General features: G+C 47.0%; 11 protein-coding genes and 1 tRNA gene. 6 read left to right on the plus strand and 6 right to left on the minus strand.

The features are described from left to right. Nucleotides 1-59 precede the first annotated feature (59 nt). The 5 genes from QUA97_RS05850 to QUA97_RS05870 all read right to left on the minus strand — a co-directional run bounded on the left by QUA97_RS05850 (nucleotide 60) and on the right by QUA97_RS05870 (nucleotide 4,218). The gene (locus tag QUA97_RS05850; RefSeq protein WP_194070868.1) at nucleotides 60-995 is read right to left on the minus strand and encodes a sensor histidine kinase; all 936 of its coding nucleotides are present in this window, start codon (nucleotides 993-995) and stop codon (nucleotides 60-62) included. A 25-nt stretch (nucleotides 996-1,020) separates the two neighbouring features. After that, entirely contained in the window at nucleotides 1,021-1,614 is a 594-nt protein-coding gene (locus tag QUA97_RS05855; RefSeq protein WP_194070869.1) for an L-threonylcarbamoyladenylate synthase, read from the minus strand. 164 nt (nucleotides 1,615-1,778) lie between these two features. Further along, nucleotides 1,779-2,696 carry a peptide chain release factor N(5)-glutamine methyltransferase gene (gene prmC / locus QUA97_RS05860; RefSeq protein WP_228050352.1) on the minus strand — a complete coding sequence of 306 codons (918 nt, stop codon included), beginning with the start codon at nucleotides 2,694-2,696 and terminating at the stop codon, nucleotides 1,779-1,781. Nucleotides 2,697-3,141: 445 nt separating this feature from the next. Beyond that, the gene (locus tag QUA97_RS05865; protein ID WP_194012713.1) at nucleotides 3,142-3,987 is read right to left on the minus strand and encodes a Tic22 family protein; all 846 of its coding nucleotides are present in this window, start codon (nucleotides 3,985-3,987) and stop codon (nucleotides 3,142-3,144) included. Nucleotides 3,988-4,144: 157 nt separating this feature from the next. Next, nucleotides 4,145-4,218, minus strand: a tRNA-Pro gene (locus QUA97_RS05870). 246 nt (nucleotides 4,219-4,464) lie between these two features. Here QUA97_RS05870 and QUA97_RS05875 point away from each other — a divergent pair. Continuing rightward, on the plus strand, nucleotides 4,465-4,611 hold the full coding sequence (locus QUA97_RS05875; protein ID WP_333193856.1) for a hypothetical protein: 147 nt from the start codon (nucleotides 4,465-4,467) through the stop codon (nucleotides 4,609-4,611). Here QUA97_RS05875 and QUA97_RS05880 read toward each other — a convergent pair. Then, entirely contained in the window at nucleotides 4,608-5,159 is a 552-nt protein-coding gene (locus tag QUA97_RS05880; RefSeq protein ID WP_194012712.1) for a GNAT family N-acetyltransferase, read from the minus strand. The genes QUA97_RS05875 and QUA97_RS05880 overlap by 4 nt on opposite strands. Before the next feature lie 643 nt (nucleotides 5,160-5,802). Here QUA97_RS05880 and QUA97_RS05885 point away from each other — a divergent pair. The 5 genes from QUA97_RS05885 (at nucleotide 5,803) to QUA97_RS05905 (ending at nucleotide 12,269) form a co-directional block, all read left to right on the plus strand. Beyond that, on the plus strand, nucleotides 5,803-6,528 hold the full coding sequence (locus QUA97_RS05885) for a hypothetical protein (protein ID WP_006631881.1): 726 nt from the start codon (nucleotides 5,803-5,805) through the stop codon (nucleotides 6,526-6,528). 88 nt (nucleotides 6,529-6,616) lie between these two features. Next, on the plus strand, nucleotides 6,617-7,483 hold the full coding sequence (locus tag QUA97_RS05890) for an alpha/beta fold hydrolase (RefSeq protein WP_194070870.1): 867 nt from the start codon (nucleotides 6,617-6,619) through the stop codon (nucleotides 7,481-7,483). 381 nt (nucleotides 7,484-7,864) lie between these two features. Continuing rightward, nucleotides 7,865-8,968, plus strand: a complete 1,104-nt coding sequence (gene hrcA, locus QUA97_RS05895) for a heat-inducible transcriptional repressor HrcA (RefSeq protein WP_442922485.1) — start codon at nucleotides 7,865-7,867, stop codon at nucleotides 8,966-8,968. A 996-nt stretch (nucleotides 8,969-9,964) separates the two neighbouring features. Further along, nucleotides 9,965-11,572, plus strand: coding sequence for a methionine--tRNA ligase (gene metG / locus QUA97_RS05900; protein WP_333091813.1), 1,608 nt, complete (start codon nucleotides 9,965-9,967; stop codon nucleotides 11,570-11,572). Nucleotides 11,573-11,663: 91 nt separating this feature from the next. Continuing rightward, a complete protein-coding gene (locus QUA97_RS05905) occupies nucleotides 11,664-12,269 on the plus strand; it encodes a LabA-like NYN domain-containing protein (protein ID WP_006631885.1) in 606 nt (201 codons plus the stop codon). Nucleotides 12,270-12,438 lie beyond the last annotated feature (169 nt).

A 12,438-nucleotide genomic window follows, 5' to 3' on the forward strand; every position in this document is an offset into this window, starting at 1 on the left:
AATGACTACTGACTAATGACTACTGACTACTGACTAATGACTACTGACTACTGACTACTTCACAAAGTTGCCAAAGGAATAGAACACTGAGTGCGATTAAAATTGGAATCTTCAGACTCAGAAGGCACAGCTAGAACCTCCAACTTTCCATTCATCAAACTTAATAAAGTCTGATTCATCAATAACCTCATGCCAGAAGACACCTTAGAATTATCGCTGTTGTTATTAGCATCCGATACCAAATCATGCTTTAGCAAATCCCAAGACTCGCTCCAAGCACTAATTGAACGCTGATCGTCCACCCAAATATGAACGCATCCAGATTCCGGCGAACAATGGGCCGAAACAGAAATACTCCCCTCATCCATCTGAGCAATAGCAGTATCTACCAAATTAACTAAAACTTGCCGAAATCTGGGCAAATCTGCCAATACATAAATCCCCGGATCGGGCGGCAATATCTCCAAACGAATGCTGCGATTAGCAGCTTGCAAGTAAGTTAAATCATCAACTTCATCAAAAACCTTAGCTAACTGAATCGGCTCAATATCCATCGTGTCAGTGCCGTGTTCAGTTTTAGCAACAGAGATAATTTCATCTATCAATTTCACTAGCTTGAGTGCTGCAACGTGAGCTTGTTCGACAAACTCTCGTTCCTCTGCAGGATCGTCGCACAAATCCGACAGAATTAATTGCAGCGTACCAATCATAGTGCTCAGGGGCGATCGCAACTCGTGAGAAGTTCGAGCCAAAAAGCCCCCCTTAAATAGACTCATCTCCGATGCCATCTGATAAGCCAATTGAGTTTGCTTCAGTTGCTCAGCCAAGGCATCAAACTTCTCTAAGTTAATTTCTTGAGGAGTTGGCGGCATAGGGGACACAGGTTCTGGCTGTTGCGAGCTTTTTTGTCGCCCGCGCCAAATCAAACTGCTTCCCCAACCCAGTCCTAATCCCATACCTAAATATATCAAGTCGCTCCAGCCGATCGGCGCCATATTGCTTTGCCTAGGAGTTTAGCTTTTAGCATTTTAGCTCGATCGCGCCCTGTCGCAAGATTTCCCAATCACCACCAGTCCATTTCGCCACAGTCGAAGGCAAACTCGAAGCTGTTGTTGCTGTTGTTAATTCAGCAGCAACTAATGTCAAGACTTCGGGAAACTGCGCTTCTATTTCTGCCACCGACGACCGAGGCGCTTGGCCGGATAGATTAGCACTGGTAGTAGCCAAAGGGCCTGTCTGCTCTAAAATCTTGAGGGCAAGGGGAAAATTAGGCACTCGTAGCCCTATTGTAGTCGGGTCGATCGGATTCATCGCAGCGGGAACTTTTGCCGAAGCTGGGAGCACCAAAGTTAACGCCCCAGGCCAATAGGATTGGGCCACTTGCTGCCAGAATGTTAATTCTGCCGGACTCCCCTGCACGTAAGGCCACAAAGCTTGGGATGATGCTGCCATCAAAATCAGCGGCTTGTCTTGACTGCGCTGTTTAGCTGCAAAAATCAACTCCGCGCGATCGGGCCGCGCAGCCAAAGCGGGTACAGTATCTGTAGGAAAACTGACAATACAATCTCCTGAAATTGCCCCTTGAATCAAGGAGTCGAGCGAAACTTGGGTCATCCGATTTTAGATGGTAGATTTTAGATTTTGCATAAATTTTTGATGCGAGCCTGTCAACCGCAGATTTCAGGCAGATAGACACAGATTAACGCAGATCATTTCAAGAGAGGAATGTGTATAAATCGAATCTTGTCTGTTTTAAAATTACAGCATATTTGGGCAATCTAAAGACGATAGGCTAAGGCAAAGCGATCGATTCCCGCTAAATCAGAAAATATCTGAACTTGACCATAACTCCCGTGACTTTCCAGCATATCAGCCACAGCCGTTTCTTGTCCCGCCATCATCTCAACCACCCAAACTCCCCCCGATTCTAAATAATCGGGAGCCGTTTCTACCAAATGCCGGATGCACTCTAACCCGTCAAAACCGCCGTCTAAGGCTAGGTGAGGTTCGTGCTTCAAAACTTCCGGTTGCAGAGTCAGCACGGTGCTGCTGGGAATGTAAGGGGGGTTAGACACCATGCCACTAACTTTGCCCTTGAGAAATTCTAGGGGTTCCCACCACAAACCTTGATAAAAATTAACTCGCGAGCCAAAACCCAAATTCTCAGCATTTTGTCGAGCCACTGCCAAAGCTTCCGAAGTACAATCTACTGCATAAACTGTAGCATTTGTCAACTCCGAAGCTAGACCGATCGCGATCGCCCCGCTACCCGTACCCAAATCCACCCAATGCGATTTTGGATCGATTGAACAACTTTTAACAGCATCCACAGCCAAATCGATCAGCAATTCCGTTTCAGGACGAGGAATGAGCACCGCCGGCGTTACTTTCAGCGAAAAATTCCGCCAATGTGCGACTCCCGTCAAATACTGCACGGGCACCCGTTCCTGCAAGCGCTGCTCCCACAATCGATCGAGTTCAGGTAAAGACAACTTTAATTCAATTTTTGGCAAATCTTTAAACGACTCCAAACGCAGAGCCAATTTATCCAAACCTGCCAGCTCTTGCAGCAGCCAGTCGAGTTCTGAATTGGGAATGTCACAGGCGATCGCCTCCGTCTTAGCTTGATTCACCCACTGCCACAACTCTAAACCGGAAACAAACATCAGATTTTTTAGTAATTGAGAATTAGTCATTTGTTATTTGTTATTTGTTATTTGTTATTTGTTGTTGGTTGTTAGTTATTTGCTATTTGTTATTTGCTATTTGTTATTGGTTGTTGGTTGTTGGTTATTTGTTGTTGGTTATTTGTTGTTGGTTATCAAAAAAGTGAGTATAGCCCTAGGCCCTAGGCCCTAGGCCCTAGGCCCTAGGCCCTAGGCCGCATATTACCTCATATGAGAGCTTGAAAGGCTATAGTCATTAGTCATTAGTCATTAGTCATTTGGAATTGGTAAATAGTAGGTTGAGTCGAGCAGTCCAACCTACTAACTTAATCCTGAATGCAAAACCTAATTATGTAGGCTTCGATCCACACCGCACCTTACCGCTATTATCAGTAGTGCATGAAACCACTTCTTGCGTAAATTCTGTCTGTAACTAATGACTACTGACTAATGACTACTGACCAATGACTAACAGTTAGCGAGTCGGTCGAGCTGGAGCCGGAGAGGCTGGAGCCGGTCGAGCTGGAGCCGGAGAGGCTGGAGCCACCTGTGGATTTTGGCCAGCACCGGCGGGTTGGAGCGATCGCACAAATTCCAGCGACTCCCGCGACGGCACCAAAATCATTTGGGTCAAAAACTGGTCGTTTTCAGTACGCAGAGCTTCCAAAACGCTTTCCAAGTTCACAACCTCAATCTTAATCGAGGTCGTTATGTTGGGTTGCTGCTGCTTAAAACGCTCCACCATTCCCAGCAATTCTTCCTTATTAAAAAATAAAGGAATCACCTCTTGCTGGCCCCGTTGAATCGTCAAATAACCATTTTCCGCGCCCCCTCTGGCCAAAAACAGGGGTACACCGTTGAATTCGTTAACTTGTTGCCCAGTCTGCTGAAGTACAGTTTTAGCCGACTGCACCTGCTGCGGAGCCGGCACAAAAGCAAACTGCACCTGATCCGGCTTGCCTTTATTGGCTTGAGTGATTTGATAAATTTCCCCCAGCGACACCGGCATCACGCGCACCGATGCAGCCAACTGAGGATTTCTGGTTTTGAGCTGATCGACAAAAGCTTGAGCATCTTTCTGGCTGATAAAAATTCCCGCCACCGAAGCATTGCCAGTTTGACCTTGACCTTGTTTGGGTACAGAAGCGATCAGGGGCGCACCTTGAGCGTCTGTAATTGTAAATACTGGCACCGATCGCAATTTTTCCAAAATTTGTGGTTCGGGAATTGCCAGTGCAGACATCTTACCCATTGGCTGTGGCCCTAGCAGAGCGCAGCCGACAATTCCCAATATTGCGCCGAAACGAACTAATGATTTCATGTTTTTCCACCAGGAGCAGTTCTGAAACACATTAACGCAAAGACTGACACCTTGACACGATCGGCAAAAACTGCCTTAATCTGTTTACATTTTGACTAAATGTAAACAGATTGAGACTGTTTCTGTTTCAATCTATCTATTATTTAACATTGTGCGATCGGGATGACAGGATTTGAACCTGCGACATCCTGCTCCCAAAGCAGGCGCGCTACCAAGCTGCGCTACATCCCGTTGTGATAGTTAGCTATCCTTTAACTATTAACACACAACACCCTCAGTTTGTCAAGCTTTTTTTATTTTAGCTTTGGGTGCGGGGCCGAAGTTACCTTCAGTTTTTGCTGTTTGACAATAGTTGCACCACTTCAAAGCAGCCATGCTGCGAAACATCAGGAGCGTAAATGACCCCGCCCAAACACGGATACCGTTTCCCGCAGGACTCTCGCGAACAGGTAAAAATTTGAGACCAAAGTTCCTGCTTTGGTGATTCACCCAGCAGCAAGCAAATCTTCAATACCCGAATCGACTTACCGCAGCGCAGGGGGCGAGGAGGTGTTAGCAGCGTCGATCTTGAATGCTGGACTTTGCTCTCAAAAAATCAACGCCGATTTGCACCTGACTGGCTAATCTGGATACCAAAACATACCTTTAATCCCCTCCGGATCGGACATGAAGCCCAAATTTCGGTAAAAATCCACCACTTGAGGGTCAGCAAATAAGGTAATGTTGCTGATATCTTCACTGCGGAGTTTTTTAATGATGTATTGCATCAGCGCTTTGCCCATGCCTTTACCCTGGTAGTCAGGATGAACTACCACATCCCAAAGCGTGGCATTAAAAGCATGGTCTGAAGTCGCTCTGGCGAAACCCACCAGCCGTCGCTGGTTGCCCCGCATCTCCCACATAGAGACGACTAGGAAGCTGTGCACAATAGCTTTTTTGACTTTACGCAGGGGACGGCGAGACCAACCCACTGCATTACAAAGTTCTTCGAGTTCGTAGAGATCGATGTCCCGATCGCAACTGAAAAAGATGCGAGCGTTGCCACTGGCGGGTTTGCGAAATGTTGGGGAAAGCGGATCGCCTAACCCGACGGCCACATCTTCCTCAAATTCCGCTGTTTGGGATACAGAGGCAGACTCAGGACTACTAAATAAGTTTTTCCAAAAACCCATGCAGGCGCGGTTGAGGTAGTAGAAGTTGGACTACGTGAAAGAAAACCCGACAGACAAACCCACTCCGAGCGGCGTGGGATAAATTACGGGTAGCCTTTTGAGCAACAGTTTACGGTAAACTCATCTTACGCCGAAAGCAGCGATTTGTCGTCTAACATTGAGTCTGAGCTTTTTTTGATTCTCGTCAAGTGAGGGAGAAATGTTCTGCAAGCCTGTGCTCGAACAATCCGCTCTTAAGGTAAAATTTGTTGCTGGCTCACGACAGAGGCATTTTGGGAATTGCTTCTTTTAAGTGCTGCCGATCGCGCCGGAACTTATACGCTGGCTGGGAAATACGACCCGAAGATCGCAACCATGACCTTCTGGTAATACATTCTCACACAGATTTTACCCACCCAACAACGGATACCGTGCCACTTACGACCGTCGTGGAGAGATAGAAATTTTAGACAAGAGTTCCAACTCCCAGATTCATCTGTGGAGTAAATCTACAATCTAAAATCTACAATCTAAAATCTACTGACCTCTGGTTTTAGTTTGGAGGCGATCGCAATTTAAGTCGAATCGTCAAATCGAAAATCCCATTGCCATAAGGCATGGGAGAGCAAATACCTAGTATATCTCCCGCACCTTCCCCTCAATTATGGCTTCGGGTTTAAAACCATCTACCCTAGAACTTCTCAAGCGCTTTAACCGAGCGTTTCCACAGTTTTACGAGCAATTTGTTAGTAGTGAAATCCAACTGCAAAACCTCAAATTAGCTTATCAGCTTTACAAAACTCGGCAAGCAGTCATCGAAATCAGAGCCGAAGGTAATAAAAGTGCCCTGCATTTTGCTTACCGGAACCAATCTTTTCTCCTGAGCGACATTTTTGGAGTATTGGCGGCCTACGGGCTGACCATTCACAGTCTGAGTCTGTACGGTCAAATTTACCCGCCAATGCTGGTATTTATCAAATTGGTAGTATCTCGCGGCGGCAAGGTGCTGGCAGATAAAACAGCAGAAAATGTCTGCAGGGCAGTTCGAGAGGCCTTGGCGGGGCATTTTGAGGTTGAAGAGATGTTGGCTGTGGAATTTAATCTAGACGCGGGTTTGGAAGATGTGGCAACTGAATTTTACGTCGATCCGGTTTTCCACTTGCCAGCTTTGCTGATAGAAGCTGATAATCAGCCTGGACTTTTTTACAAAGTTATGTATGCCATCTGGCAAGAGGATTTGTTGGTGGTAAATGCTAATTTGCTGGTTTGGCGGGGGCGAACTCGCCTGATTCTCTACTTGTTGGGGCCCAATGAAAGTTTGATTCCTGAGTATCTGGGGCAGAAAATCGCTGAGGGGGTGCGACAAAGATTGCTGGGCGAGCGATTTTAGGTGGTTGGCAGTTGACTGTTGGCAGTTGGCAGTTGGTAGTTCGCGATCGATCTGTTCTTGAGCGTTGATTTCGGGATAGGATAAATGTATGGCAACCATCGACATCCTAGGGGTTCGGCACGCTTGCGATTTGACGGCTCCGACTGCAACTTCTCCGGTTCTGGTATTTGTCCACGGCTGGCTGTTAAGCCGCCACTACTGGCAACCTGTGACCGATCGCTTGGCACAAAACTATCAGTGCTTGACCTACGATTTGCGCGGGTTTGGCGATTCTCAACCGGACGGCGACGGTCATCCGGGGCCTTCGGAACCGCTCGATTCCTGCTACACTCCCGCAGCTTACGCTCGCGATTTGGAAATTTTACTCGAAAAACTAGATATTTCTAATGCTTGGTTGGTGGGACACTCTCTCGGCGGTACGATCGCTCTTTGGGCCGCCGGCCAATTTTCCGATCGCGTTAAAGGTGTCGTCTGCATCAATGCAGGCGGCGGCATCTATCTAAAGGAAGAATTCGAGCGCTTTCGAGCGGTCGGCAAGCAGCTAGTGAAAATGCGTCCCCGCTGGCTGTCTCACTTGCCGCTAGCAGATTTCGTGTTTGCCCGCGATTCTGTGGCAAGATCGATCGGCAGATGTTGGGGAAGGCAGCGCTTGATAGATTTCGTGGCAGCCAATCCTGACGCAGCTTTGCGGGCTTTGTTGGACTCCACCACAGAAGCGGAGATTCACCTCTTGCCGCAAATAGTGTCCCAACTCAAGCAGCCTGTTTATTTTATTGCCGGCAGTAAAGACAAAATTATGGAACCAAAATACGTGCTGCATTTGGCTAGCTTTCACTGGATGTTCCAAGGTTGCGGCGAGAATGTCCTTCAGATTGATAGCGGTCATTTGGCAATGGTTGAACAGCCAGATGCAGTGGCTAGTTACTTGCAAAATATTCTTCACGAACACGCTTAAAGGGCATGGGGCATCGGGCATCGGGCGAGCGCGAAGCGGAGGGATGGCGCATCGGCCCGCGCAGGGCATGGGGCATGGCGCATAGGGCATAGGGCATGGGGAATTGGGGCATGGGGCATCGGCCCGCGCAGGGCATGGGGCATCGGAGGTTATTGGTAACGAATAACCAATAACCAATAACGAATAACCAATAACGAATAACCAATAACCAATAACGAATAACCAATAACCAATAACGAATAACCAATAACCAATAACAACTGACTTCTTCCTCAACCTAAAATCTGTTATGTTAATTAGATAACTCTGCCCGATCGCCCTCTTGGGACAGACGTTTCGATTCAATAGTGGCTTTCAACTCTAAATTGTAATTCTACTTAAATATCTGTGCGCGTTAACCTCACCGATCGGCAACAACACATCCTTTGGGCAACGGTTCGCCACTACATAGCTACAGCGGAACCCGTTGGCTCAAAAGCTTTGGTTGACGAATTCAACCTCAGCGTCAGCCCAGCTACAATTCGCAATGCTATGGGGACTCTAGAAAAAGCTGGACTGCTATATCAGCCCCACACTTCGGCAGGACGAGTCCCCTCTGATTCCGGCTACAGAATTTATGTAGACCAGTTGATTCAGCCCTCTGATACCCTAGCCCGCAAAGTTGAACAGGTACTAGACCAGCTCAACTGGTCAGACGGCCGCATGGATGCCGCACTCCGCGGCGCTGCTCAAATCCTGGCAACTATCAGCGGCTACATTGCCATGATCACGATACCGCAAACCAATACGGCTTGCTTGCGCCACTTGCAACTGGTGCAGCTAGAGGCGGGAAAGGTGATGCTGATCGTGGTGACTGATGTTTACGAAACTCATTCGGTGTTGGTGCAGTTACCCAAGCACGCAGATGGTAGCTGGCCAGATGAGGCAATTGTCGATCGCCAATTGCAGATTTTGTCAAATTTTTTGAACACCAAGCTGCGGGGGCGATCGATCTCGGAACTCTCAACTGTAGACTGGAGCGAGTTAGATCGAGACTTTGAACTCTACGCAGAATGGATGGAAACCATGCTGGCTGCTTTGAGCAGCCGCCAAAGCAATCCCACCTACACGCGAATTCTGATTGGCGGTTTGGCAGAAGCCCTGCGCTTGCCTGAGTTTTCGCAGTTGCAGCAAGTGCAAACCCTGGTGCAATTGCTCGAACAAGAGCAGGAACTGCTTTGGCCTTTGATTTTTGAATCGCCGGATTTGGAGAAGTCAGGGAAGCGGGTAACGGTGCGTATTGGCTCGGAAAATTCCTTAGAACCAATTCGCGGCTGTACTCTGATTTCTTCGATTTACCGCCGGGGATCGGTGCCGGTGGGTAGTGTTGGGGTTTTGGGGCCGACGCGGATGGTTTACGAAAATGCGATCGCGGTGGTGGAAGCTGCAGCAGATTATTTGTCGGAAGCTATGGGCGGAAATCGAGTTAATTTTCCAGAAGGATAAGCTGTGACGGCATTTGAATTTAATTTTGGGGCGGGCTAAGAGTGCCCGCCCGACTCATGGTTTCGAGAAATAGGGTTTTGAAAGTTAGATCCCACATTCGGCACCCTCAATTGTTGCTCGTTACGAATAAGAGCCTGGTAATGCAGATAGGCAAGGCTCTGCTTCTCTTTACCTCGCGGCTTGTGGAAAGAGAAAAGCGCGGCCGATGTTTAAGTTATTAAATTTTTGTTCCTTAGATCCCACATTCGACACCATCAACTGTTACGTTCGGTTTTTACGGTTTTAGATATAGCATTTAAGCTATAAATTATACTTTAAACCGTATATTTACGCAAATAAATCGGGAATAAGCCCGATCGCTCGCTGAAACAATCGATTATTCTCGGTGATTGTACTGTGAAACAGCCAGGGTAAGGAATATGGGTTAATACCTTGTTAGATGCACGCTAATGCGATCGCCCCAAGTTGAAGTAATTTGGTTTTTTTTGTGCCCTAAAGCCGCTTGCAACATCGAAACAACCGGGGTTGATTGACAAAAAATCTTGGCTTTCAGGTTCTGGTTGGGCCAAGAAACTAAACCACTCGCGCTTCACGAGAGATTTTTATTCTAAAAAACGGGGTTTCTGCCTCCCTGGGTCGATCGGAAACAGTGAGGATTTGCAGGCGATTAAGAGCTCGATAGCTTAGTTTCTCGCTGGGAGATGGCAAGTGGGGCGATCGCACCTTGGCGATCCAAAAATTAAGGAAACTGGACAGACAATGCTAGGGAGGCACAAGTCAGTAAAATTTCCAAATATTAAGACATTTTAGAGAGTTCGTCAAAAACAACTAAAAAAGATTAGTGTTGATATGAAAGCTATATTTCTTTTGGAAATAGCTCTGGTTAGACAAATGCAAATAACTTGCAGTAAATTTAGCTTGATTGCGGCTCCATCAAAGATTTAAACGCTGAGTTAAGATCGAAACTCAATTTAGGGAATTTTCTTTTAGCATTCAATGAAATCGACCGATCAAACTAAGAATACCTTTGCAATTACAACGCCTCTGTACTATGTAAACGATTTACCTCACGTTGGCAGCGCTTACACGACTATGGCCGCAGATGCCCTAGCCAGATTTGAGCGGCTGCGGGGCAAATCGGTCTTGATGATTACCGGGACTGACGAACACGGGCAGAAAATTCAGCGCACCGCCGAAAGTTTGGGACGATCGCCCCAAGCTCACTGCGACTTAGTAGTTCCGGCCTTTGAAACGCTGTGGGAACAACTCTCTATCCAGTACGATCGCTTCATCCGCACAACTTCGCGCCGCCACGAGTACATTGTCAAAGAATTTTTCCAGCGCGTCTGGAACTCCGGCGACATCTACTTGAACCAGCAACAAGGCTGGTACTGCGTCTCCTGCGAAGAATTTAAAGATGAGCGGGATTTGTTACCGGGAAATCGGTGTTCCGTCCACACCAGCAAGGAAGTTGAGTGGCGCGACGAAGAAAACTACTTTTTTCGCCTGTCGCGATATCAAGACCAACTGCTGGCCTTGTACGCAGAACGTCCAGACTTCATCGCGCCGGAAAGTCGGCGCAATGAAGTTCTCAGCTTCGTCAACTCCGGCCTGCAAGACTTTTCGATTTCGAGAGTTAATCTCGCGTGGGGCCTACCAATACCGGTTGATTCGAGTCACACTATTTACGTCTGGTTTGACGCTTTGCTGGGATATGTCACAGCCTTGCTAGATCCGGACAGCGATCCGATGTTAGAGAATGCTTTATCTAAATGGTGGCCGATTGACCTGCACTTGATCGGCAAAGATATTCTCCGGTTTCATGCAGTTTACTGGCCGGCAATGCTAATGTCAGCGGGTTTGTCAGTGCCGGGGCGCGTCTTCGCTCACGGTTTTTTGACCAAAGACGGCAAAAAAATGGGGAAATCGGAGGGCAATACTTTAAACCCAGTCGAATTGGTAAATAAATACGGCGCTGATGCAGTGCGTTACTATTTCCTCAAAGAAATTGAGTTCGGAGAAGACGGCGATTTTAATGAAACTCGGTTTATCAATATATTGAATGCTGAGCTAGCAAACGATTTGGGAAATTTGCTCAACCGCACCTTAAACATGGCTCGCAAATATTGCGGAGGCTTAGTGCCAAATGTATCAGCAGATAACATTTCCGGCGACAACCTTCTCAAGAGTATGAGCCTGGATTTGGGCGATCGAGTCGCGGGTTTTTACGAAGAATTGGCTTTTAGCAAGGCTTGCGAAGCTGTACTTGCATTAGTGAGAGCCGGGAACAAGTTTATTGACGTACAAGCACCTTGGAGTTTGTACAAGCAAGGACAGCTCGAAAGTGTCCAACAAGTGCTATATTCTGTTCTGGAATCTGTTAGACTGGCATCTTACCTTTTATCGCCGATTCTTCCTAATATCAGCACTGCTATCTATCAGCAGCTAGGTTTTTCAATTGACTTTAACGATCGGGTTGCCGTTAACAGTTCAGCGACTTTTGCAGTTCATGCTGCCTGGGGCGCAATGCCAGCCAACCAAACTCTGGGGGAACCCCAACCAGTGTTTAAGCGGCTCGAACTGTTGGAAACATTACCGTCATAGTTCGCAGCCAGCGATCGGGGTGCTATGACAGATTATGAATTAGCACTTTTTTCCTTAACCAATCTTTCATAAAAATTGAGGCATAACAATCATGTTGAATAGAATAGAAAGCAACGACCTTTTTACACCGGAACAGGTTCTCGAAAATCGGGGTCGAGTAGCAATTTTTATTGACGGCTCTAACCTTTTTTACGCGGCTTTACAGTTAGGCATAGAAATTGATTACACTAAGCTATTGTGCCGTTTAACAGCCGGTTCACGGCTGTTACGCTCTTTTTTCTATACTGGTGTCGATCGCACTAACGAGAAACAGCAGGGGTTTTTGCTGTGGATGCGTCGCAACGGCTACCGAGTGATTTCTAAGGATTTGGTGCAGTTACCAGATGGTTCTAAGAAAGCCAATTTGGATGTAGAAATTGCTGTGGACATGATGGCTTTAGTCGGGTCTTACGACACAGCGGTTTTGGTCAGCGGTGACGGCGATTTGGCCTATGCTGTGGATGCTGTGAGCTATCGCGGTGTGCGGGTGGAAGTCGTGAGTTTGCGATCGATGACCAGTGACAGTTTAATTAATGTAGCCGATCGCTACATCGATTTAGAAATGATTAAGGATGACATCCAAAAAACATCGCGCCCTAACTATGCTTACCGCCCGCTGTCGGGTCTAAGCTTGATGGAAGAACACGACGACAGATAGGGAATGGGGAATGGGGAATGGGGAATGGGGGATAGGCATAGGTAATAGGTAAGGGGTGGAATCATTAAAAATAAGAAGTTAAAAATTTAGATAAAGTATAAAACATTTTTAATTTTTGATTTAGTGTTTTTAATTAGCCAACTACCAATTACCAATTACCAATTATCAA

The sequence above is a fragment of the Microcoleus sp. CZ3-B2 genome (assembly GCF_036705055.1).
In the GTDB taxonomy this organism is placed as follows: Bacteria; Cyanobacteriota; Cyanobacteriia; order Cyanobacteriales; family Microcoleaceae; genus Microcoleus.